Source organism: Shewanella sp. VB17 (assembly GCF_013248905.1).
Classification (GTDB): domain Bacteria; phylum Pseudomonadota; class Gammaproteobacteria; order Enterobacterales; family Shewanellaceae; genus Shewanella.
In genome coordinates, this window is the sequence record NZ_JABRVS010000001.1 from 3408857 (window position 1) to 3431482 (window position 22626).

At 40.1% G+C, this 22626-nt stretch carries 19 protein-coding genes; 6 read left to right on the forward strand and 13 right to left on the reverse strand.

Annotation, left to right across the window (positions count from 1 at the left end):
* The first annotated feature begins 86 nt into the window (after nucleotides 1–86).
* Nucleotides 87–2150, forward strand: a complete 2064-nt coding sequence (gene metG, locus HQQ94_RS14615; protein ID WP_173295104.1) for a methionine--tRNA ligase — start codon at nucleotides 87–89, stop codon at nucleotides 2148–2150.
* Between the two features lie 116 nt (nucleotides 2151–2266).
* Here the strand turns inward: metG and HQQ94_RS14620 are convergent, their stop codons facing one another.
* A complete protein-coding gene (locus HQQ94_RS14620) occupies nucleotides 2267–3055 on the reverse strand; it encodes an AraC family transcriptional regulator (RefSeq protein WP_173295105.1) in 789 nt (262 codons plus the stop codon).
* Nucleotides 3056–3155: 100 nt separating this feature from the next.
* On the opposite strand from HQQ94_RS14620, the gene HQQ94_RS14625 reads away from it, so the two are divergent.
* On the forward strand, nucleotides 3156–3896 hold the full coding sequence (locus HQQ94_RS14625; RefSeq protein ID WP_173295106.1) for a hypothetical protein: 741 nt from the start codon (nucleotides 3156–3158) through the stop codon (nucleotides 3894–3896).
* A gap of 114 nt (nucleotides 3897–4010) precedes the next feature.
* On the opposite strand, the gene HQQ94_RS14630 is transcribed toward HQQ94_RS14625, so the two are convergent.
* From HQQ94_RS14630 to HQQ94_RS14640, 3 genes are all read right to left on the reverse strand, one after another.
* Nucleotides 4011–4505 carry a CreA family protein gene (locus tag HQQ94_RS14630; protein ID WP_173295107.1) on the reverse strand — a complete coding sequence of 165 codons (495 nt, stop codon included), beginning with the start codon at nucleotides 4503–4505 and terminating at the stop codon, nucleotides 4011–4013.
* A 74-nt stretch (nucleotides 4506–4579) separates the two neighbouring features.
* Complete coding sequence (yegD, locus tag HQQ94_RS14635) at nucleotides 4580–5956, reverse strand: molecular chaperone (protein WP_173295108.1); 1377 nt, start codon at nucleotides 5954–5956, stop codon at nucleotides 4580–4582.
* A gap of 239 nt (nucleotides 5957–6195) precedes the next feature.
* A complete protein-coding gene (locus HQQ94_RS14640; RefSeq protein WP_173295109.1) occupies nucleotides 6196–7185 on the reverse strand; it encodes a rhodanese-related sulfurtransferase in 990 nt (329 codons plus the stop codon).
* 212 nt (nucleotides 7186–7397) lie between these two features.
* Between HQQ94_RS14640 and HQQ94_RS14645 the strand changes: the two genes are divergently transcribed.
* Both HQQ94_RS14645 and HQQ94_RS14650 read left to right on the forward strand, forming a co-directional pair.
* On the forward strand, nucleotides 7398–8060 hold the full coding sequence (locus HQQ94_RS14645) for a glutathione S-transferase (protein ID WP_173295110.1): 663 nt from the start codon (nucleotides 7398–7400) through the stop codon (nucleotides 8058–8060).
* A 90-nt stretch (nucleotides 8061–8150) separates the two neighbouring features.
* Nucleotides 8151–8492 (forward strand): FKBP-type peptidyl-prolyl cis-trans isomerase, encoded by a 342-nt coding sequence (locus tag HQQ94_RS14650; protein ID WP_173295111.1) that lies wholly within the window; start codon nucleotides 8151–8153, stop codon nucleotides 8490–8492.
* Nucleotides 8493–8640: 148 nt separating this feature from the next.
* Here HQQ94_RS14650 and HQQ94_RS14655 read toward each other — a convergent pair whose 3' ends face one another.
* Nucleotides 8641–9798 carry a S8 family serine peptidase gene (locus tag HQQ94_RS14655; protein WP_173295112.1) on the reverse strand — a complete coding sequence of 386 codons (1158 nt, stop codon included), beginning with the start codon at nucleotides 9796–9798 and terminating at the stop codon, nucleotides 8641–8643.
* A gap of 318 nt (nucleotides 9799–10116) precedes the next feature.
* Here HQQ94_RS14655 and HQQ94_RS14660 point away from each other — a divergent pair, with 318 nt between their 5' ends.
* Nucleotides 10117–10761, forward strand: a complete 645-nt coding sequence (locus tag HQQ94_RS14660; protein WP_173295113.1) for a class I SAM-dependent methyltransferase — start codon at nucleotides 10117–10119, stop codon at nucleotides 10759–10761.
* 88 nt (nucleotides 10762–10849) lie between these two features.
* Here the strand turns inward: HQQ94_RS14660 and HQQ94_RS14665 are convergent, their stop codons facing one another.
* Together HQQ94_RS14665 and HQQ94_RS14670 are read right to left on the reverse strand one after the other, a co-directional pair.
* Nucleotides 10850–11653 carry a PhzF family phenazine biosynthesis protein gene (locus tag HQQ94_RS14665; RefSeq protein ID WP_173295114.1) on the reverse strand — a complete coding sequence of 268 codons (804 nt, stop codon included), beginning with the start codon at nucleotides 11651–11653 and terminating at the stop codon, nucleotides 10850–10852.
* A 50-nt stretch (nucleotides 11654–11703) separates the two neighbouring features.
* A complete protein-coding gene (locus tag HQQ94_RS14670; RefSeq protein WP_173296662.1) occupies nucleotides 11704–12312 on the reverse strand; it encodes a LysE family translocator in 609 nt (202 codons plus the stop codon).
* A gap of 134 nt (nucleotides 12313–12446) precedes the next feature.
* Between HQQ94_RS14670 and HQQ94_RS14675 the strand changes: the two genes are divergently transcribed.
* On the forward strand, nucleotides 12447–13811 hold the full coding sequence (locus tag HQQ94_RS14675) for a PLP-dependent aminotransferase family protein (protein ID WP_173295115.1): 1365 nt from the start codon (nucleotides 12447–12449) through the stop codon (nucleotides 13809–13811).
* A gap of 49 nt (nucleotides 13812–13860) precedes the next feature.
* Here HQQ94_RS14675 and HQQ94_RS14680 read toward each other — a convergent pair whose 3' ends face one another.
* The 6 genes from HQQ94_RS14680 to HQQ94_RS14705 form a co-directional block, all read right to left on the reverse strand.
* On the reverse strand, nucleotides 13861–14298 hold the full coding sequence (locus HQQ94_RS14680; RefSeq protein ID WP_173295116.1) for a bifunctional diaminohydroxyphosphoribosylaminopyrimidine deaminase/5-amino-6-(5-phosphoribosylamino)uracil reductase RibD: 438 nt from the start codon (nucleotides 14296–14298) through the stop codon (nucleotides 13861–13863).
* A gap of 76 nt (nucleotides 14299–14374) precedes the next feature.
* Nucleotides 14375–15658, reverse strand: a complete 1284-nt coding sequence (locus tag HQQ94_RS14685; protein ID WP_173295117.1) for a hybrid sensor histidine kinase/response regulator — start codon at nucleotides 15656–15658, stop codon at nucleotides 14375–14377.
* Nucleotides 15651–16247, reverse strand: a complete 597-nt coding sequence (locus HQQ94_RS14690) for a chemotaxis protein CheB (RefSeq protein WP_173295118.1) — start codon at nucleotides 16245–16247, stop codon at nucleotides 15651–15653. The genes HQQ94_RS14685 and HQQ94_RS14690 overlap by 8 nt, the downstream gene beginning before the upstream one ends.
* On the reverse strand, nucleotides 16240–17079 hold the full coding sequence (locus tag HQQ94_RS14695; RefSeq protein WP_173295119.1) for a protein-glutamate O-methyltransferase CheR: 840 nt from the start codon (nucleotides 17077–17079) through the stop codon (nucleotides 16240–16242). Before HQQ94_RS14695 ends, HQQ94_RS14690 begins: the two co-directional genes overlap by 8 nt.
* Nucleotides 17080–17091: 12 nt before the next feature.
* Entirely contained in the window at nucleotides 17092–21849 is a 4758-nt protein-coding gene (locus HQQ94_RS14700) for a CHASE3 domain-containing protein (protein WP_173295120.1), read from the reverse strand.
* A gap of 208 nt (nucleotides 21850–22057) precedes the next feature.
* The gene (locus HQQ94_RS14705) at nucleotides 22058–22543 is read right to left on the reverse strand and encodes a DM13 domain-containing protein (protein WP_173295121.1); all 486 of its coding nucleotides are present in this window, start codon (nucleotides 22541–22543) and stop codon (nucleotides 22058–22060) included.
* Between the last annotated feature and the right edge of the window lie 83 nt (nucleotides 22544–22626).

A 22626-nucleotide genomic window follows, 5' to 3' on the forward strand; every position in this document is an offset into this window, starting at 1 on the left:
CTTAGACGATGTTTTAATGAAAGTCTTAGTGGGATCGGTTAGTATCTATGCCATTCTTTTAGGCTCCAAACTGATTTTGAGACAAGATGGCAAATTCACAACGTAAGATTTTAGTGACAAGCGCGCTTCCATACGCTAACGGACCTATCCATTTAGGGCATATGCTGGAGTATATTCAAACTGATATTTGGTCACGATTCCAAAAGCTTCGTGGACACGAATGTCATTATATCTGTGCCGATGATGCCCATGGCACACCCATTATGTTAAAAGCTCAACAGATGGGGATTGAACCTGAAGAAATGATTGCTCAAGTGAACAAAGAGCATCAACAAGATTTTGCTGATTTCAATATTCAATTTGATAACTTTCACAGTACCCACAGTGTTGAGAACCGCGAGCTTTCAAGTGCTATTTACCTCAAGTTACGTGATGCAGGTTTCATTAAAACTCGCACTATTTCACAGTTATTCGATCCAGAAAAATCGATGTTCTTACCTGATCGTTTTGTTAAAGGCACTTGCCCTAAATGTCAGTCAGAAGACCAGTATGGCGATAATTGTGATAATTGTGGCGCGACATACAGCCCAACGGATTTGATCTCACCAAAATCAGCGGTATCGGGTGCCACCCCAATCATGAAGGAATCTGAGCATTTCTTTTTCGACTTGCCAGCCTTTGAAACCATGTTAAGCGAATGGACCCGCTCTGGCGCGATCCAAGAAGAAATCGCCAACAAGCTCGCTGAATGGTTCGAGCAAGGTTTGCAACAATGGGATATCAGTCGAGATGCGCCTTATTTTGGTTTTGAGATCCCTGATGCACCCGGTAAATATTTCTATGTTTGGCTAGATGCACCTATCGGTTATATGGGATCATTTAAACACTTATGTGATCGACGCGAAGATCTTAATTTCGACGACTTTTGGGCTAAAGACTCTACTGCCGAGGTGTATCACTTTATCGGCAAAGATATTGTCAACTTCCACAGTCTGTTCTGGCCAGCGATGCTTGAAGGTGCGGGCTATCGCAAACCAACCAGTGTATACGCACACGGTTATGTGACGGTCAATGGCGCCAAGATGTCAAAATCAAAAGGCACTTTCATTAAGGCACGTACTTACCTTGATAATTTAGACCCAGAATACCTACGTTACTACTACGCTGCTAAGTTAAATAATCGTATTGACGATCTCGATCTTAACCTTGAAGATTTCGCTCAACGCGTCAACTCTGACTTAGTCGGAAAACTAGTGAATCTTGCCTCTCGCACAGCAGGTTTTATTAGTAAGCACTTTGAAGGTAAACTTGCGAAAGTTATCGATACTACACTCGAGCAAACTTTCTTGAGTAAACAAGAGATAATTGCCCAACTCTATGAGGATCGTGAATACGGTAAAGCCATGCGAGAAATCATGGCATTGGCTGATATGGCTAACGCTTATGTCGCCGATGCAGCGCCTTGGCAACTAATAAAAGACGAAAACAAACAAGAAGAAGCACATCAAGTTTGCTCTAATGCGCTGAATTTATTTCGTATTTTAGTCACTTATTTAAAGCCTGTTTTGCCTAAACTTGCCGACGATGTCGAAGCTTTCCTGCAAGTCCCACTCACATGGGATAACCTGAATGCCGATCTTACAGATCACGAAATCGCTAAATTCAAACCACTAATGCAACGCATCGACATGAAAAGTATCGAGGCGATTATTGAATCCTCTAAAGATAACTTAGCCCCGATTCAAGCAGCTAACAAAGCATCAAAAGAACCCAGTCATGCCCCCGTGGATATGGGCACCCCTCTTGAAAGCGATCCCATCTCTGCTGAGATAAGCTTTGAAGACTTTGCCAAAATAGATCTTCGTATCGCCCGTATCGCTAAAGCTGAGCATGTGCCTGACGCAAATAAATTACTGAAACTTCAGTTAGATTTAGGCGGTGAAACAAGGCAAGTTTTTGCTGGTATTAAGTCCGCTTATGCCCCAGAAGATCTTGAAGGTAAACTGACCGTCATGGTGGCCAATCTAGCACCACGTAAAATGCGTTTTGGCATGTCAGAAGGCATGGTACTTGCGGCAGGTCCCGGCAATAAAGATCTGTGGATCCTAGAGCCTGACGAAGGTGCACAACCAGGTATGCGAGTGAAATAAGCTTCACGACTGACTAATGATAAAGGCTGTATTTTGCAGCCTTTTTACGAAATAGAAAAATGGCCGCGGTTACTGTTTAAACATTATCACTCTTCATTTCCCCTCGTTACGTCACATCAACATACACATCCACTACGCTTGTATTGCTGAGGAGTCAGCTTAAATGCTTGTTTAAATGCCTCAATAAACGCTGAAACGGATCCATACCCTACCTCATGAGCTGTCATTTGCACCGTATAACCTTGCTCCAACAAAGACAGCGACGCCATTAGACGCAATCGTTGCCGCCATTGTGGGTAAGATAAACCCAGCTCTTTTTTAAATAATCGGGACAAAGTCCGCTCCGATCCTCCCACTCGCACCGACCATTGGGCTAACGTCAAGGCTAAACTTGGCACTTCAAGTAGTGCATTGACTATCGGGACTAATCGACGATCTTGGGGCATGGTGAGCTCAAGTGCAAGTGTGCTTTCACACCAGATCTGATCATACAATACATCCACTAATCGGCTAACTGCATTATCTTGAATACCGTCACGTACTGTCACTTGTTGTAATAATAAAATGAGTTCTCTAAAAAAGGGGGAAGCCTCGATTGTGCGGCAGATTGTAGGCGCGGGCTGCGTATTCTTAGGGTTTAAATAAATCCCAATAAATCGGGTCTTTTGCGCCACCCAAGATCCATGCTCTGTATAGGCAGGAATAAATAAAGCTCGATGATGTGGCACATAAAATTGATGCCTATCCGTGTTAGTTTTCACCAGCCCAGTTAACGGATAAAGAATTTGATGCCAAGTGTGTTGATGTGGGGCATCATCAAAGCCTTGTTCCATGTCTATGACATTGATCAATATTTCTTGATGCGGATATTGAGCGATCAGTGTATTGCTTTGTATCGGAAACATATGTCTGATCACCGTTATTTAATGTCAGGATAACTATACCTAGTCATAGCGTAATTCAAATACTATCACCAGACCACTACATATGAACTGGAAATGAAAAATGAACGTACACTTTGTGATCCATGAAGAATTTGAAGGGCCTGCAGCATTTGATATATGGGTTAATAAACGCGGCTTTAACGCAACATATACACGAGTTTATCTATATGAACCATTACCAGCAAATAGCGATGATCTTGATTTACTCATCGTACTAGGTGGGCCGCAGGATCCTGCAACGACGACTCAAACTTGCCCCTATTTTGACGCCAAAGCCGAAATGGCCTTCATAAAAAACGCCATCGAACACAAGGTTTCAGTGATCGGTGTCTGTCTAGGCGCTCAGTTAATTGGTCAAGCACTCGGCGCCAATTATGCACCCAGCCCACAACAAGAAATAGGCTGTTTTGCGATATCTCTCACCGAAAGCGGAAAAGCAGATGAACTCTTTAGTTCATTTCCTAATATGCCCATTGTTGGTCATTGGCATCAAGATATGCCTGGGCTCACGCCATCGAGTCAAATACTGGCAACAAGCCAAGGCTGCCCTAGACAAATAATCAAATATCAACAGCGGGTTTATGGTTTTCAGTGCCATCTGGAATTAACAACAGCATCGATTGAATCTTTGATATTAGCATCTGATTTAACACTAAAGCAGAGCCAACAGCACCCATTTGTGCACGCTCCCAACGTGCTTAGGGAATATGACTTTACAGCAATGAACAACCTCTTATATCAGTTTTTAGATGCACTTACCTTGGCCCACATCAAAAGCAAACCCAACACTCAATGCCGTTAATGACTCCAAATTGATGATGTTCATATAAGATAAATGAACATCACCATTCATCTTAATATGGGGCCTATTTGAATAACCAGTTACATTGCCTCAGCCGTGTATACCTTGCGCGCGTTACTCTTGATTAACAACAAGATGAGGCTGGATCCAAGCTTGAGTACCATAAAGAGGCACGGTTGATAAGGCATGCTTGTGACTGCCGTTTGTCTCTTTGGTTGAGTAAGAAAGGTAAAGTAAAGTTTGATTGTCTGCATCATAAATACGGCGAACTTTTAACGTTTTAAACAGCACACTCAACGATTGTTTAAAGACAATTTCTCCATTTTTACTTTTATCGACATTGGCTATCTCAACAGCAGAAATTGGACCTGTTTGACGACAAGCAATGCTCATATCAGAGGGATCTGCCAAACTTAAATTTGCTTCAATACGACTAATATGACAGGTCACCCCAGCAATTTTTGGGTCTTGTTTAGCTTCAATAATCACATCTTTTGTGGTGAACATGCCTAGACTTATCTTACCGACATCATTGTCACCACAAGCATTCAAGCCGATTAACATTAACGTCGATAACGCGATTTTTTTTACACATTTAAAGCGGCTCATTTCTTGTCCTTGATCCTATTTACATTCAGTTAATGGTGAAGAAAATAGCACTGTATTCTCAACATTTATACAGCCTATTTGGAAAATACCTTTTGTGCCCAACGTGTTAATCCTGCAGTAACACTACCAAAATGATCACCAACAACAATCGATGTTTCTGGGTACATGGCAGCTATCTTGTCATAAATGGCAGGACTTCTTGCTGTACCACCAGTAACATAGATAACATCTGGCCTCACACCAGCAATGTCCAATGCTTGTTTCATCAACGCCTCTATTTTGGCACTGGGGAGCTCAATAGCCTCTTTAAATAACGCTTGGGTGACTTCAGCATTTAGCTCGGGGCAAATATAATCTAGCGTAGTTGTCACAGTGTCCACATCTGATAAACTGATTTTAACCTGCTCGGCACTGCGCACAAGTCGGTAACCCAACTGTTCTTTTTGCACCTTTAACAAGCGTGTCAATAATTCAGGGCGTTTAGCCTCTTTTATCATGGCTTCAATGGTTTTTCTCGAGCTCACCGACGAAAAATCACGTTGTGCGCTAATATCATTCACTGCTACCGCGTTCCAAAAAGGTTTGCTTGGAACAGGTAACCCATTGTTCATATGGCAACCTAACCCTAAATGAGGCATAAACGCTTTCATCGATAAGGCGATATCAAGATCATTACCACCCACACGCTGACCACTATGTCCCAGAAAATCCTGACTTCTGTCTGTTAATGTTATATGGGCAGGCCCCATTTTTACCACCGAGCAATCGGTTGTTCCGCCACCGACATCGACCACCAATACCGTTTTATCTTGAGTTAAACTCGCCTCAAAATCCATCCCTGCCGCGAGAGGCTCAAACAGAAAATCGACATCAATAAAACCTGCACGTAACGCGGCAAGACGCAATATTGATTCAGCCTGCTGATTACTCTCTTCGCCGCCGATCCCTTGAAAATTAACGGGCCGACCAATCACGGCATGAGTGATCGCACCTTCACCCTTAACACCAAAGGATAATTCAGCCCGCTGCTTAATATACAACATCATCATGGTGACAATATCTTCAATCAGCGCAACTTGTTCGACTCTAAGTCCTGTCGCCCCTAAAAATGATTTAGGTGAACGGACATAAAATCCTTCTTCTGGCATGTCCAAATAAGCGTGAATGGCCTGTTCACCAACAAAAACAGTTTGCTCGTCAGATCCTAAATCGAGCTCCCGGCGTGCATGTCGAGCACGGGCCAACTGTGCTGAACGAACCTTGGCATAATCTGCTCTCAGTGCCGCTGGCATCTGCTGATACACAGCCTCAACAATCAGTTCTTTGTCTAAAGCATAAAGGGTCGAGGTTAAATAATGAGATCCTACCGCCAAAGGTAATAATCTCACCTCGTTCTTGTCCATCACACCCATGGCACAATTGGCACTGCCATAATCAAAACCAACAAACATTCAATTTCCCCAAAGCCACAAACAGGATGAATAAAAAGCCGTGAAAAATAACACAGATTGAAATGAGTACAAAGAGGAATGATGCATTCGATCTCGTAAAAGCACGATAACGGTCAAAGTGTCAGCAAAATAGATACAGTATGCGGATTTAACCAAAGAATGATCAGAGAAAAAGTATCGATTTAATGGGATAAATGGACCAAAATTATTGGTCCATTTGGCGAGATACGAACTGAGCTCTAGTGGGTTTTATTTAGCGTGAGCTGGGCTTTTTTTTGCCTGTCTTTGTGGCTGCGTCGAGTCTCAATAACATCTCTTACATCGCTGCCAATATGAGCTTCACCACGCTTTTCAGCCAACTGCATTTGACGTTCACGCTCTTCAAAACGTTCACGTTGTTTATCTGAAATGGTATCAAAACAGTGTGGGCAACTGACGCCTTGCACATACATTTCAGTGGCTTTTTCAGCTGCTGTAATTGGCATACGACAAGCATTACACTGATCGTATTGACCTTTATCTAAATTGTGATTGACAGCAACTCGATTATCAAATACGAAACACTCACCTTGCCACAAGCTTTCTTCTGGCTTAACTTCTTCTAGGTATTTAAGCACACCACCTTCAAGATGATAAACGTCATCAAAACCTTGCTCTTTGAGGTAGGCCGTAGATTTTTCGCAACGAATCCCACCAGTGCAAAACATAGCCACTTTCTTATGCTTACTAGGATCTAAATGCGCTTTGACATAAGCAGGAAACTCGCGAAACGTATCAGTTTTAGGATCAACCGCATTTTTAAAGGTACCAATTTTAACCTCATATTCATTGCGCGTATCCACCAGCAATACTTCAGGATCTGAAATGAGCTGGTTCCAATCTTTTGGCTTAACATACGTCCCCACGACTTTTAAAGGATCAATCCCCTCAATGCCCATGGTCACGATCTCTTTTTTAAGTTTCACCTTAGTACGATAAAAAGGCATCTCATCATCAAATGAAAATTTGTGTACTATCTTATCAAGACTTGGTTGCTCAGCCAGCCAAACGAGCAAATTATCTATTGCCACTTGTGAGCCAGCAACGGTACCATTTATCCCTTCATTGGCTAACAATAACGTGCCTTTAATGCCAGAGTTTTCCATCTCCGCCAATAACGGTTTTTGTAGCGATTCAAAATGGGGTAATGAAACGAATTTATAAAGTGCACAAACGACAACGGGTGACATACAAACCTCTACTGCTTGCTGGAGCTTAACCTCCAGTGCATATTTACTCGATAATAACCTGACTCAATAAAGCAAGCCTATAAAAAACGCGGTAAATTTTACCTGACTCTCACAAAAATAAACAGATAAAAAAGTAAAGTCAGTAATCAACATTGTTTTTTAATAAAAAAAACCACAATATAGTCGCATCCTCAATGACCAACAAGAACATTATGCCCTTAGCTACCCTGTATTCTTTTAGGCGTTGCCCTTATGCCATGCGCGCCCGACTTGGTATTGTTCTCTCCGGCGCACAAGTCATGTTAAGGGAGATCATCCTTAAGCATAAACCTGAAGCCATGTTAGCCGCATCCCCTAAGGGAACAGTGCCTGTACTCATCACTCAAAACGGGCAAGTGATCGATGAAAGTCTGGATATAATGATCTGGGCCTTAAGGAAGAATGACCCTCAAAACATATTACTCAGCCAACTTCCGGCCCTGCAAGCCACTGCCATGGCTTTGATAAAACATAATGACGATACATTTAAGCCTTGGTTAGACAAGTATAAATATGCAGACAGGTATCCTGAATACAGTCAAGATTATTACCGTAAACAAGGTGAGATATTCATTTCCCAATTAGAAAGCCTTCTAACAAAACATCATCACTTGCTCGGTCATACCGCCAGTATCGCCGACTACGCTATTTATCCCTTCGTGCGCCAATTTGCCCATGTTGATAAAAACGGGTTCAACACCGCCCCTTACCCCAATGTTCAACGCTGGCTAACAGATCATTTAATTAGCGATCCTTTTATGGACATTATGAAAAAATACCCTACTTGGCTCGAAAGTGAACAGCAATTTTTATTTGGTACCGGCATACAGGATTGACATATTAATCATCATACACCGCTACTTTATGATATAAATGCATTAAATATTATCCACTCAGATCCATCAACAAAAGTAATTAAGGTAATCATGGCTTCAGAATTAACGGTAACAGATGTGATAATTGGAGAGGGTAAAGAAGCGATTAAAGGTGCACTCATTACCACCCAATATGAGGGGTTTTTACAAGACGGCACTAAATTTGACTCTTCTTACGATAAAGGCCGTCCTTTCCAGTGCGTCATCGGTACAGGCCGTGTGATTAAAGGTTGGGATCAAGGGGTAATAGGCATGAAAGTGGGAGGTAAGCGTAAACTATTTGTCCCTTCTCATCTCGCTTACGGTGAACGTGAGATAGGCGCCCATATCAAGCCCAATTCAGATCTTAGTTTCGAGATTGAGCTATTAGAAGTGCTCACACGAGATGACTAATTCACCGTGAGTCTATTGGTATAATATAACCATCTCAACAATGCAATAAGTTGATCAGATTGTTGGCTATCTGATCAACGAGATCCAATACAAGGCATTTATTGACGTTGGCCTACCGCCATGAATCACTTTGATGAATATTATCTCACTAATCGTTAGTATTGATTTTTTCAACCATGTAATTTACCGCTTCTTCAGTATTTAACACACCTGATCCACAATGCTTTTCGGGGCACACTAATGAATTTGCTGTATTCATCATTGCATTTCGTATATCGGCGACTGTCGCCTGAGGGTTAATTTCATATAACAAAGCCGCTGTGCCAGCGACCATAGGCGCCGCAAATGACGTGCCAGTCTTCTGTGCATATTTATCGTATTCTGAAGCTGACTTTCCCGTGTTAGATAAAGTGTGTAATAGCCGACCTGGCGCTGCGATATCAATCACATTAATCGAATCAACTTGCTGTCCCCATACATTACTAATATCTAAATGACGTTGTAATAACCCAGTCGCGGCAACAGTAATGACATTTTGACAAGAAGCTGGTTGAAATTTTTCAGCATAAGTTTCCTCAACATTAGATTCATTCCATTTGTGATTTCCCGCTGCTGCGACAATCGTAATGTTTTTACCAATAGCAAAATCAACGGCCTCTTGTAACCTAGGATCACAGGTACCACGTGCCGTAAGACTTATATTGATGACATTGGCTGGATGAGGATTAAACGGGGCGTTCGTGACCCATTTTCTGCCATCCTCTTTTCTATTCCCCGTCGCCCAATATATAGAATCAATGATGTCTCCAATGGCAAAACAGGTTTGTCCCGTTTTGCCATTAACCGTGATCGTTGAACATTGCCCCATGGCCCTTATCGGTAAAATGCTGGCATCGTATGCGACGCCTTTAATACCACCAAGCGTTCCCCCGTTAGCCGCGGCAACCCCAGAAACAGAAAGACCATGCCACTGAAAATAATCACCATTGTTACCATTATCAGTGGGATCATTATCTCGTCCACCATCACCGTCATTTTCTAAATCTGCCTCGCTAAAATAAGACACCATATCAAAACCTGGTACTAGGTTAAGATCGACATGGTCGGCAATACCCGTATCAATAACGGCAATCACAACACCCCGACCAGTCGCATATTGCCATGCCCCCATGACAGGAATACCACTGTATATGTCGTTAGAGACATATTGTGTTTGTTGGCTTAATTGAGACTCGGTCAGCAAAGATGCGTGTGCATTGATTGCTGTTACTGCGATAACTAATCCACTTATAATATTTAATTTCATTATTTTACTTCCTTATTTTTTATTATAACCTACTAACATCTTATTCATGGGCCAGTTAAATAACCAACACCTTATCTTATTCATCATATCTATTTAAGTCTTTATTAATTGATATACGAAACCACATAATATGAATAACGAAAAAATTATTTATAGCACAATACAACCTTTTCTCGTTCACGCCAACATGATTAATTTACTTGAATTTCTATTGCAATCTTTATTCAATAAATAACGAATAACCAACTTAAAAAATGATATGCTGACTTAACCACTACAGAGTTAAAATAAATTAATAAGCATTAACAAGGAATCATCGTGGATAAATATGCCATTAGCGTCAACACCTTCAATAAACTAGCCCAGAAATACCAAGATAAATACATGGACTTAAAGCTTTATGATGATACCTTCGAGCTTTTTTGTGAGCTAGTCAATCAAAAACCCTGTCCTAACATTTTCGAAATAGCCTGTGGTCCAGGCAATATCAGTCGTTTCTTAATTGACAAATGTAATGACATTAGCCTTCATGGCATCGATCTCGCGCCAAATATGGTTAAATTAGCCAAAGAGAATAACCCCAGCGCCCACTTTGAAGTGATGGATTGCCGCGATATCGGGCAGATTGAACAAGTATATGACGCTATTATGTGTGGATTTTTCCTGCCTTATATCACTAAAGAAGATGCTGGGGAGTTAATAAAGAATGCGACACAACTGTTAAAAAAAGAGGGCGTTATCTACCTCAGCACCATGGAAGGAGAATACACAAAATCTAAACTTGAGGCCTCAAGCAGTGGCGATCAAGTTTATATCCATTACCATCAAGCTGAACATTTATGCCATCACTTAGAAATGAATGGGTTTACCATTATAGATATACAGCGTAAAGCCATTCCTGGCCAAGAAGACATAGACATTAACGATCTGTTTATTATTGCTAAATGGGATTTAGCTTCATAAAAAAAGAGCATGTCATCGGTTCAATAACTGAGGCTAAACAATAAAATTTTTAGCCTCTTCACTGCTTAAATATATAATTAAAATCGCATTATAAAGTAATAACCCCTTCTAAATATTGAACCGCTTTACCAGAGACAAATACCTTATCTCCCTCTATACGGCATAAAAGTAGACCGCCCCGCTTTGAAGCTTGATACGCCGTCAGTGTATTTTTAGACAATATCTGTGACCAATAAGGTGCTAAACCAGCATGTATCGATCCTGTAACAGGATCTTCACCACCACCATTTGCAGGCCAAAAGTAACGGGAAACAAAATCATATTTTTGCGACCTTGTACGCGACCTTGCTGTAACTGCAATATCAAAAGGTGCCAACAACTTAAGTCGCTCATCATTCTTTTCAATAGCGAGAACATCGGCTTCATCCTGATAAACGGCAATGTACGCCTGATCATTGATGAGCACTTCAATAGGCGCGATCGATAACCCCTCGAGTAACGCGGGCGGAATATCATGGACTTGTCTAGGAGCACGATTAGGGAAACACATCTGAATATAATCATCCTCACCTTTAGTCACGGTCAATTCACCCACCGCTTTTGCAGTAAATTTAATCTCGTCAACATATTGATTTTCATTAAAAATAACAAATGATGCTGCAAGCGTTGCATGGCCACAAAAATCAATCTCTGTGATAGGAGAAAACCATCGGATCTGATATTCCTCGGATGTAAAGCGCTTAACAAAGGCTGTTTCTGATAAATTATTTTCACTAGCAATGGATTGCATCAGCTCATCTGACAACCAACTATCAATAATGATCACCGCCGCTGAGTTTCCCTTAAACCTCACGTCAGTAAAAGCATCGATAATATGTATCTTCACATTCATATACATCCTCTATTAAATAAACCCAAATAATAGCTAATCAAGCTGACTTGTTATTTAACAATCAGTGGAATAGTTAACAGCAGTAAAAAACCCATTCCCCAATTAAACTGCATACGCCGCCGTGACGTATTTAATTGTTCACCGATAGCTGCACCAAGAAACACCCAAGTCAATGACGCCGGAAATCCAACAAGGTTATACACTAGAATACCCAATATACCGCTAAACCAATAAGCATCGCCAGTGGCAGTGAAGGCACTGCATAAGGTAATGGTTGACATCCACGTTTTGGGATTAATCAATTGAAACAGAGCAGCCTCCTTAAACGTCATAGGAGCGCCCTCTTCTGCACTGGCTTTATCATCCACTGAAGCCGTCGAGATCCGATAGACTAAATAAAATAAGTACCCTATTGACAGCACTTTAAGTAACAAGTGCAACACTGGAAAAGTCTCAAACAGGGTACCAAGTCCTAACAAAATAGCGCCATGCAGACAAGTCTGCCCCATTCTAATCCCCATAATGTGAGGTAAGGTACGTCTGACGCCATAACTAGCACCAGATTGAGTCAATAATATGTTATTAGGCCCCGGTGTCATCGTCATCGTCGCACAAAAAAATGCGGCCGATAGCATTAAGGTCCACAGTGTCTCCTGCATCATTCACTTGCCTCTGTTATATTAGAAAATATATTAATGTAAAACCAACAATTGTACGCATACAATTATTGACACAATTTAAGTTCGATAGGTATAATAACGGCAATTTATCATTATTCAATGGATTTATTGTTATGGGTACAATATGGGGGTTAGATCTCAATAGCTTCATAGGTCCTAAGTATCTGCGTATTGTTCAGACGATTGAACAAGCCATTCAGTCAGGTGAACTCATCACCAATACTAAGTTACCTCCACAACGACAGCTTGCTGATACGATTGGTGTCACCATAGGGACAATTACTCGCGCTTATGCACTCGCAGAGCAGCGAGGTTATGTTGAAGCACGGATCGGTGATGGGACTTATGTCAAAGCTAAAGCTCAACCACTACTTTCTAGCAAAGTAAATTTTGCTACCTGCCAGCCTCCTCTGACCAATCAAACTACAGCGCTCAGTGATGTACTCACCGACATTGCTAAAGATCCCACCACATTAAATCAAATAATGGGTTATCAAGCCGATCCTCTGCCTCACCAACAGCAAGCTTTTCATCACTGGCTGACATCCCGCGGCATTATGCAACAAGCTAAACAGATCATTTTTAGTCATGGCGCGCAGCAAGGGCTATTTTCAATATTAAATGGCCTACTCAATGATAGCGATCTCTTAATGTATGAGGAAAACTGTTATCCTGGGATCAGAGTCGCTGCCAAACAATTGGGGCTTCACTCTGTGTCTATGCCACTCACTGACTCAGGCTTAGATCTCACAGCATTAAAAATATTGATTGATAAACATCAGCCCAAATTACTCTACCTAACACTGAATAATCAAAACCCAACTTGCATCCAATACAGTAAAGCTCAACGTCAAGCTTTACTGTCATTGGCCATAGAGCATGATTTTTACATTCTCGAAGATGATGTTAATTACTGTTTACCCGAAGAGTGGCATCCCCCTTTATGGCAACAAGCTCAAGCGCATTCAACGCAAGCTCAAGCAAAAGTTATCTATCTTGCTAGCCTGTCTAAAATATTTTCTGGGGGTCTGCGGCAGGGGTTTATCTTATTACCAGAGCCCTTGATAAGCCCAGTAAAACTGGCATTACACAGCCAATGCTGGATGGTATCATCACTCAACATGGAAATCGCCACCCGCTTAATCAATACCCCTGCCCTTAACGGCGACAGAGATAAACTCATCCGCGAACGACAAACTTTGGCTATCGCCATGGGTGATCGCTTAGGTTTACAGCACCGCTGGCGAGGGCTCAACGGCTGGCTAAAGCTCAATCCGCCATTAAAAGCTCATCATGTCGTCACAGCACTCGCTGCCAAGGGAATATTAGTCCGCAATGGTGATGACTTCGATAACCACGACAACCATATTAGAATAAGCATAGGGGCTGCCCACAATCTAGAACACTTTATACAAAGTTTAGCTGAGGTTGAAGATACAATAAAAACACTCAGTCAGAGTGTATATTCAGTGGTTTAGCAAGATTTGAATCACATCTACATAAACTAATTCTGTGGATCGGTAAATATCAGTCAATATGATTAACGGTTCTTATTAAATACTGCGTTAAAAAATGAAAGACCGTATTTTCACACACACCAACATCAACGATGATACCTGCACGTTTTAATACTGCTAAACCATGGCCACTATTGCGAGGATCTGGATCAATCATTGCAACAACAACTCTACCAAAACCTAAACTTGTTAAGTGATGCGCACACGAAGGCGTCTTACCAACAAAAGAACAGGGTTCCAGTTGCTCATAATGGTAGTCTTGATCCTTAAGAAGCGAAATCGCTTGGGCTTCTGCATGATTAAAACCCGGTTGTTGAGTAAACCCCTCACTGATAATGTGCCCATTTTCAACAATCACACAACCAACGGGTGGATTAGGTCGGCATAATGGCAAAGCTTGCTTAGAAACCTCAAGAGCACGAAGCATAAAGTGTTCATCATTTATCATCTGATTGACTGTTCCAATGAGTAGGATCTAAGAGAGGAGAAAATCTGGCGTTAATCAAGTTTCATGTTAACATTATTTAATAACCATGTTTAATTGGAAAAATGATCGTCACCTCTGTCCCTTGACCTATTTGACTGTGACAAGTCACTTCACCTTTAAGTACGTGAGTCGCCAAGTTAAATACAATATATAGCCCTAGACCGCTCGCACCTGAACCTCGACAAGTCGTAAAAAAAGGCTCAAAGACCATAGATAATGTTTCTGCTTCCATCCCTAGTCCATCGTCACGAAAACAAAGACGAGCTTTATCCTCTTCTTTGGTTATTTCGATAGATATGCGACCATCGACATCTTTCTCAAATGCATGTGTGATAGAATTAAGCATCAACTCTTTCAATACCTGCTTCAATGTCTCAGGATAACTCTCCACGATCAAGTCTTTATCTCCTCCTATGGTTATCTGATGATGGGTAAGATCCAAAGCAGGGAGTATTTCAACCAAAATAGTGTCTATATGTGCTATCACATGCAGCTCAGTTAATGCCTCCGTCGATACATCGACTGCTATCAATTTAAATTTCTTAATCAAATTCGTCGCTTTACTTAAATTAGAGAGTAGTATTTCAGACCCTTTAATGGATGATTCACAAAAGTTGTCAAAATCACTGGCATTTAACGTGTCATCATCAAAACTGTTATGCAGTCGACGCGTATCCTCTTCCATAAAGGATGCAGCCGTAACACAAATTCCAATAGGGGTATTAAGCTCATGTGCAACTCCTGCGACCAAACGCCCTAAAGACGCCATTTTTTCAACTTTAACCAACTTATCTTGACTTAGTAGTAAATGTTCAATGGAATCTTGTAACTCTATTGTTCTTGCTTTGACCGTTTTTTCAAGGTTTTCTTTATGTACTTTTAGTTCTTCTTCTGCCTTTTTCTTTGTTTTAAAAGCCATGTCTAACTTAACACGATCTTTATAAAGTTCTAAAAAAACGCCCACTTTACTTTTCAGAATTTCGTCATTAATCGGTTTAACCAAATAGTCAACTGCACCATTCATATAACCTTTAAATTCAAATGCTTCATCTCGAGCAAATGCAGTAATGAATATCACAGGAATATGGGATGTCTTCGGATGATCTAAGATAAGTGAAGCAGCTTCAAATCCATCCATACCTGGCATCTGAACATCCATGAGGATAAGAAAGAAATCATGCTTATGAACAATAGCCAGCGCCTTCAAACCCGAAGACGCCTTTATAATATCTAAATTCAATGGGGCCAATATTCGCTCATAAACCCTAAGATTATTGGGCTCGTCATCAACGACTAATATCTTAGAACTAAACTCACTCATGAAGTTCATCGCCGACATCAACTTTTATGTCAAATAAACCGTGCACCAAAAAATGTCCCAGTTCATCTAAAGCAATGATCTTATCAACCTCAACCAAATCTATCGCGGCTCTAGGCATCACATCGACTTCTGCGGTATGAGGATCTTGGACTATGCCATACCCTCCATACTCCTTGATCATCTTCAACCCCTGACTTCCGTCTGAATTTGCTCCAGTAAGTATAAGCCCAATTAGAGTATTTTTGTAGCAAGTCGCTGCCGATTGGAATAATACGTCAATAGACGGAATTGAAAAGTTAACCGGAGGGTCGATACTTAGACTTAATGTTTTATCCCTTTCAACCAGAAGATGATAACCTGCAGGAGCAATATACACATGAGCAGGTAAAATAGGCTCTCCAGGCTCGGCCTCCTTTACCGTTACAGCAGACAGTTGATTTAAATATTCATCCAAAAAATGATCTGAACCTCGATAACGATGTTGTACGATAAGCACGGCGATAGGATAATCAGGTGGTAAACAAGGTAAAATTTGAGTCAGAGCATGTAAACCTCCAGCAGAAACCCCCACGACTATGGCTTCATACATGAATAAGCCGCCTAAAAATACGTTCTTTATGAGAAAAAGCTTCAAAAAATGAGCTCACCTGACTAAATTCAAGTGTTTCTTTATCTCCTAGCAATAGAAAACCTCTGGAAATCAAACTCTCTTTAAACAAACTCAGCACTCTATCTTGTAATTTAGGGTTAAAATAAATCAGTACATTACGACATACAACTAAGTGCATTTCTGCAAAGCATTGATCTTTCATTAAGTTATGATTTGCAAAAGTAATATGTTGTTTCAATGACTCGATTATTTTGACTGAGCCGAACTTAGCCTGATAATAGTCTGCAAACGATGAAGTTCCACCAGCTGCGAGATAGTTTTGGGTATAAAGTTGCATTTTGTCAGCCGAATATATTCCTTTTTCTGCGATATCTAGGGAATGATTATTATAGTCGGTGGCATAAATTCTCGTCCGATCAAGTAAGCCTTCTTCTTTAAGCATGATAGCCATAGAATAAACCTCCTCCCCTGTTGCACAACCAGCATGCCAAATATTGACTCTCGAATAGGTTTTCAGTTGCGTGAAGACTTCTTGACGAAGCTTATGAAACACGTTTGGATCACGAAACATTTCAGTCACTGTCACTGACATATCACGTAAAAACAATGCAAAAAAATCAGGATCATGCATCACTTTTGGTAGCATTTCAGAAATTGAATTTAACTCTGATTGTTGCATTCTATGTAGAATTCTTCGCTCTAGAGAAGCCTTAGAATAATCTCTAAAATCATAACCATAACGGAAGTTTATTGCTTCGAGTAATTGATTTACTTCAAACTCTTGCATATCTTCTAGCTTCATCACTAGCATATTTACGCTCCCTTAATGCTTAAACAACCAAATTCGCATAATAGATAGCAGTTTTTCGAAATCGATAGGTTTAGTCAGGTATTCTGATGCACCAGCTTGCAGTGACTTCTCTCTATCCTCCGGCATCGTTTTCGCTGTTAAAGCAATGATTGGAAGGTTGATATAATGTCCCATATCTCTGATTAACTTTGTCGCTGCGTAGCCATCCATCTCCGGCATCATGGTATCCATTAACACTAATTCAAAGCTTTTATCTTCTGCTAATTGATCCACAGCTTCTTGCCCATTATGAGCCATGTCGACTTCAAATCCGACCTCGATGAGACTTTTCGACAAAGCATAAGTATTTCTCATGTCATCATCGACAATGAGTATTTTACGTCCTAAAAACATACTATCTTCATCATGAAGCATATTAATGGTTTTTTGACTATCAACGCCAAATCGTGATTCGATATCATGTAAGAAGAGTGAAATATCATCAAGTAATCGTTCACCAGAACCCACTCCTTTAATCACTATACTTGATGAAAACTGATTCAGTTCATCTTGCTCCTCATCTGTGATTTCTTTACCCGTATAAATAATCACTGGTGGTACTCGATCTAATTCACTGTTCTCTATTTGCTTTAAAACCTCAAAGCCACTAATGTCAGGTAAGCCTAAATCTAAAATAATGCAGTCATATTGATCCGACAACACCTCTTTAACCCCGTCAATACCATTATCAACACACTTAATATCGATATCACAGCCCTCTAACAACCTCACTATCGAAGCTTGATTGCCTGCATCATCTTCGATAACCAATAAATGACGTAATTCTGAAGAAGAAAAAGCCTTAATTTGATCAAACACACTTAATAGCGTTTCTTGACTAACGGGTTTAGTCTGTAAGCCTATCGCTCCCTGCACTAAAGCCTGATGATGATCCTCACTATGTGCAGAAATAATTTCAACAGGGATGTTACGCGTCTTAAGACTAAACTTAAGCTGTTCTAACACCTGATGACCGTCAATATCTGGTAACATAATGTCAAGAATAATCCCATCCGGTTCATATTCTTGTGCTAGATAAATCCCCGTGCGCCCGTCCCCTGCAACTAAGCATTGATAACCATGCTCTTGAGCATGATCGCGTAATATCTTAGCAAAAATAGGATCGTCATCAATGATGAGTAGCGTACGCTCACCTGTGACTAAATTTTTTCTGTCATCAGGGATAAATTCAGGATAGGGTTGCAAAGTCGAATCTTGGGGCAAGGTCACTAGAGCCGCTTGTTCGGCATTTGATTCGATTTCCTCTAATGGGGCTGTAAATTTCACATCTGAAACAATCCCATCATCATCTATTTTCTCTTCTACCCCTTTAATATCAAAGGTATTAGGGAGATATAAAGTAAATGTGCTCCCTTGTTCGACAACACTCTTAAGCTGAATCTCACCTCCCAATAAGCGAGTCAACTCCCTCGCAATCGTCAATCCTAATCCAGTTCCACCATACTTTCTGCTCGTCGAACCATCTTGCTGTTGAAAAGCCTCAAAAATCGGCTGTAATTTATGACTCGGTATGCCAATACCCGTATCCAGCACAGTAAATGACAACGCACTACTAACGTCCAAAGTGCTATGCAAAAAATGTACATCTGCAGCAGAGCTGCTAATTTTCAATGTCACGCTGCCTATTTCAGTAAACTTAAACGCATTAGACAGTAAGTTTCTCAATATTTGTTCAACGCGTAATCCGTCAGTAGTAATGATATCAGGCAATTGCTTATCAATATCGATATTGAATGTTAATTCTCTACTTTTAGCTATTGGATCAAATACTTGCTTTATATTTCGACATAATACATTTAAGCTAACATCTTCTATATGAACGGTTAATTTACCCGCTTCAACTTTTGACAAGTCCATAATATCGTTAATTAAACACAGGAGATTATTACCTCCATCGAAGATGATTTTTGCATCCTCAACTTCGGTTTCATCTAAATGCTGATTCTTATTATCCGCCAAGCTCTTAGCGAGTAACAATAGACTATTGAGTGGTGTTCTTAATTCATGACTCATATTAGCCAAAAATTCAGATTTGTATTTACTCGCAAGAGCCAATTCATTCGCTTTAATCGTGAGATCTTCTTTCGCAATTTCAATTTCATCTTTTTGACGCTTAAGAAATACCTGCTTTTCTTCCAGCTCTTCATTAGAAACTTTCAGCTCTTCACTTTGCAGCTTTAATTCCTCTTCCGAGGTTTTAAGTAGTTGGGTTTGTTCTAACAAACTTTCATTTGAACTCCTCAATTCCTCCTGCTGTACTTGTAATTCCTCTGATTGATTTTGGGTCTCAACTAAAAGCGTCTGTGTTTTTTGTTGATTACGCAAATTATTAAACACTATCCCTAAGTTACTACAAATAAGTTCAATAACATCAAGCTGATTTGAAGTAAAATGTTGAAATGAAGCTAGTTCAATAACACCTATCAACTCTTCTTCAAACAAAACTGGTACCACCAATACATTAAGAGGACTCCCTTGACCCAGTCCTGAATTGATTTGAATATAATCCTCAGGCACTTGAGTTAATAGTATGGTTTTTTGCTCTTTAGCACATTGACCCACCAAGCCTTGACCCACAACAATAAAGGGCAACACAGCCTTCCTTTCCTTGAATGCATAACTCCCTGACAGTTTTAAGCCTTTATTTGAATCATCGTAAGTATAGATAACCCCATGGCCTGCTTGCATCATTTCAGCCATTGCTGAAATGATGTTATCAGCCATTACCATTAGATTTGAAGCCCCTTGGGTCAACTCGTTAATGCGAGATACTTGGCTCTTCATTTCATTTTGCTGCAGTAAATCTTGATTACTTCTTTGTAAATCAAGCTCAAACTGTTTTTCCTTAGTAATATCTCGAATAAAGCCAGTATATAAATTATCATCCCCTTGCTTTATTTCACCAACAGAAAGAAATATCGGAAATGTACTGCCATCACGACGAAGCGCCATGACTTCACGACCCTTACCTATCATTTTTTTCGTTCCCGTTGCTTTATATTGACTAAGATAATGGTCATGGTCTGAATGGTACGGATCTGGCATTAATACTTTAATATTTTTACCTATGAGAAATTCAGCGGAATATTGAAACATTTGCTCTGTTGCAGCATTGACCGAAACAATACATCCATTCTCTTTCATTGAAATAATACCATCGATAGCGGTATTCACTATTCCTTTATTAAGACATAAAATACTCGATAAAGAAGCATTTCTCTCTTTTATTTGCGCTTTCATTTCATCCAATGCTGTGTTCAAACGATCTTTTTCACTCTTAATGATAATCTGCTGATAAAAGTCCCCCTTAGCGATTGCATCAGCTTGATCGGCAACTTCATTTAAATTTTTAATCATCAGCTTTAATGCTATGCCTAAAGCATCTTTATTAGAAGCCAAAGTCACCACTTGATCTAACTCCCCAACGGCAATTCTTTCTGCTAAACGAGTTTTCTCTTTTAGTGCTATCAACATCAACTGCATATCCGCTAAAATACCCTGAGCATTAGCAGTTTCGTTAACATCTCCCCCTAAATCACCATTGGAAACCTGCCTAGCAATATTAGCGATATAAGCAGGCTCACCGCCCAATACATTAGTAATGTGTCGTGTTAATCTAAACGCAACAATAACCCCAATTGCTACACCTAGTAATGTGCCCAATAGTGTGATGAACACGACTAAAGATTCAGTCGCTTTTAATGATATTTGACGCTGTCTTAATAGGTTTCTTTCTATGTTATTAAAGGTTTGAATCTGACTGCGGAACTTATTGAAATAAATATTTCCTTTCCCCAGTCCTACCAGATCACCCATATCGTCCATGGTTTTAGCATGGCCTATTTCTTCACGTAATAATATTTGCGACTTAGCCACGTCATCAATCCAAATATCAATGATTCTTTCACTTGCCAATAGCAATCTAACTTGCTGTGGATCATCGGCAACCAATAAAGATAACTCATCAATCAAGTGATGAAACAGAGCTGATCCTTTTTTATAAGGCTCAAGAAAATGTGTTTGTCCTGCTAACAAGAAACCACGCATGCCAGTTTCCATATCAAGGGCTGCTGTTAATATGCTTTGCGCCAAACGAATAGCCTGATAGGAATGAACTTCTAATGCTTCTAGTTTTTTTATATTTTTGGTATTAGTACTAGACTTTAATTCTTTATGACGCTTGTCAGCCAACTCTTTTTCATGGGCTATAAACGCACTAATTTTAAGTCTAAATTGATCAAAATACTCTTTACCTCGTGCTTTTTTAATCGTTTCAGCCATATCATTCATCGACTTGGCATCACCTATCTCAGTTCTTAAAGTGATCATAGGGTTGGCCACTTCAATCTGCCATTCATCGATGGTACTTGCTATTTCATTCAGTAATTTTACCTGTGCTGGGTTATCATCGACATCAGATGCGAGCTGAATCACTAACTCATGGAAAGTATTATCACCTTTATCATAAAGATCTAAAAAATCATTTTTACCTGCCAGTAAATATCCCCTCATTCCAGTTTCCATACCAACGGCAGTAATTTCAATTTTAGCTGATTTATCTAATACGCTATGAGTATGCTCTACCCAATCAACATCATCCTGTAACGACTGAATACTCAAAGACACAACCACAGCAATGAGCAGCATAAATAGCAAAATCACCCCATAACTTAATAATAATTGGCTTTTCAATTTTAAATTAGCAAGCATATCGAGCTCCATGTTGACACGACTTAGCATGTACCTGTTAAATACTGCAATGACATATCATTTTTATTACCGCTAGTTTCTCGATAATCGACATACAGGGCACCTTTCTGAGGCTAAATGACATTTAAATTATCACTAAAAGCATAGACAATAAATGACATCATGGGGTGATATTGTAACGACGATAAACATACTAAAATATTGCAACTCAGTTTATCTTTTCATAAGTTCCCGATGTAATGAATTGACTAAATGATTCACACCATACAACCAAACTCATGTATTGAGAGGGATCGACATTATTTGGGATCGGCACAATAAAATTACCGAAGGTATTAATTGCACCCACTAGGATCATTGATGATTTTAGTCGATGAAAGTCCAATTCTGTTTCAACAAATTCTGGTGATAAATAAAGCCGATAATCAGGCCCAGGGGCAAGCTCCCCAGAAAAAGCAATGTTATCAGGACTAATCGATATCTCGCCTTCCCCCCAATGCAAGAAATCACTGTCTATTCTGTCCCTCGAAAATGTTCCTGTATAATCACGATTTTTCACCGTCAACTCCAGACTTGCTTGATCAGGTGCCATAGGAGCAGTGATAATAGGCAACAGATATATTCCCATCATAACCCCACTCCCAGCAACCAACAGATGTGACACGAATAAAGCCAAGGTGATACGTTTTTTCATATTATGATCCTCATATTCAAAGTCATGTTAATTAAGATCTCGTTACAAAAATGCTTGTTATTACCTATAAAAATATTAAGTAC

What these genes read in the sequence shown, in the direction of transcription:
- metG (WP_173295104.1), top strand. Translation starts at nt 87, where the DNA reads ATGGCAAATTCACAACGTAAGATTTTAGTGACAAGCGCGCTTCCATAC.
- HQQ94_RS14620 (WP_173295105.1), bottom strand. Translation starts at nt 3,055, where the DNA reads ATGTTTCCGATACAAAGCAATACACTGATCGCTCAATATCCGCATCAA.
- HQQ94_RS14625 (WP_173295106.1), top strand. Translation starts at nt 3,156, where the DNA reads ATGAACGTACACTTTGTGATCCATGAAGAATTTGAAGGGCCTGCAGCA.
- HQQ94_RS14630 (WP_173295107.1), bottom strand. Translation starts at nt 4,505, where the DNA reads ATGAGCCGCTTTAAATGTGTAAAAAAAATCGCGTTATCGACGTTAATG.
- yegD (WP_173295108.1), bottom strand. Translation starts at nt 5,956, where the DNA reads ATGTTTGTTGGTTTTGATTATGGCAGTGCCAATTGTGCCATGGGTGTG.
- HQQ94_RS14640 (WP_173295109.1), bottom strand. Translation starts at nt 7,185, where the DNA reads ATGTCACCCGTTGTCGTTTGTGCACTTTATAAATTCGTTTCATTACCC.
- HQQ94_RS14645 (WP_173295110.1), top strand. Translation starts at nt 7,398, where the DNA reads ATGCCCTTAGCTACCCTGTATTCTTTTAGGCGTTGCCCTTATGCCATG.
- HQQ94_RS14650 (WP_173295111.1), top strand. Translation starts at nt 8,151, where the DNA reads ATGGCTTCAGAATTAACGGTAACAGATGTGATAATTGGAGAGGGTAAA.
- HQQ94_RS14655 (WP_173295112.1), bottom strand. Translation starts at nt 9,798, where the DNA reads ATGAAATTAAATATTATAAGTGGATTAGTTATCGCAGTAACAGCAATC.
- HQQ94_RS14665 (WP_173295114.1), bottom strand. Translation starts at nt 11,653, where the DNA reads ATGAATGTGAAGATACATATTATCGATGCTTTTACTGACGTGAGGTTT.
- HQQ94_RS14670 (WP_173296662.1), bottom strand. Translation starts at nt 12,312, where the DNA reads ATGCAGGAGACACTGTGGACCTTAATGCTATCGGCCGCATTTTTTTGT.
- HQQ94_RS14675 (WP_173295115.1), top strand. Translation starts at nt 12,447, where the DNA reads ATGGGTACAATATGGGGGTTAGATCTCAATAGCTTCATAGGTCCTAAG.
- HQQ94_RS14680 (WP_173295116.1), bottom strand. Translation starts at nt 14,298, where the DNA reads ATGATAAATGATGAACACTTTATGCTTCGTGCTCTTGAGGTTTCTAAG.
- HQQ94_RS14685 (WP_173295117.1), bottom strand. Translation starts at nt 15,658, where the DNA reads ATGAGTGAGTTTAGTTCTAAGATATTAGTCGTTGATGACGAGCCCAAT.
- HQQ94_RS14690 (WP_173295118.1), bottom strand. Translation starts at nt 16,247, where the DNA reads ATGTATGAAGCCATAGTCGTGGGGGTTTCTGCTGGAGGTTTACATGCT.
- HQQ94_RS14695 (WP_173295119.1), bottom strand. Translation starts at nt 17,079, where the DNA reads ATGCTAGTGATGAAGCTAGAAGATATGCAAGAGTTTGAAGTAAATCAA.
- HQQ94_RS14700 (WP_173295120.1), bottom strand. Translation starts at nt 21,849, where the DNA reads ATGCTTGCTAATTTAAAATTGAAAAGCCAATTATTATTAAGTTATGGG.
- HQQ94_RS14705 (WP_173295121.1), bottom strand. Translation starts at nt 22,543, where the DNA reads ATGAAAAAACGTATCACCTTGGCTTTATTCGTGTCACATCTGTTGGTT.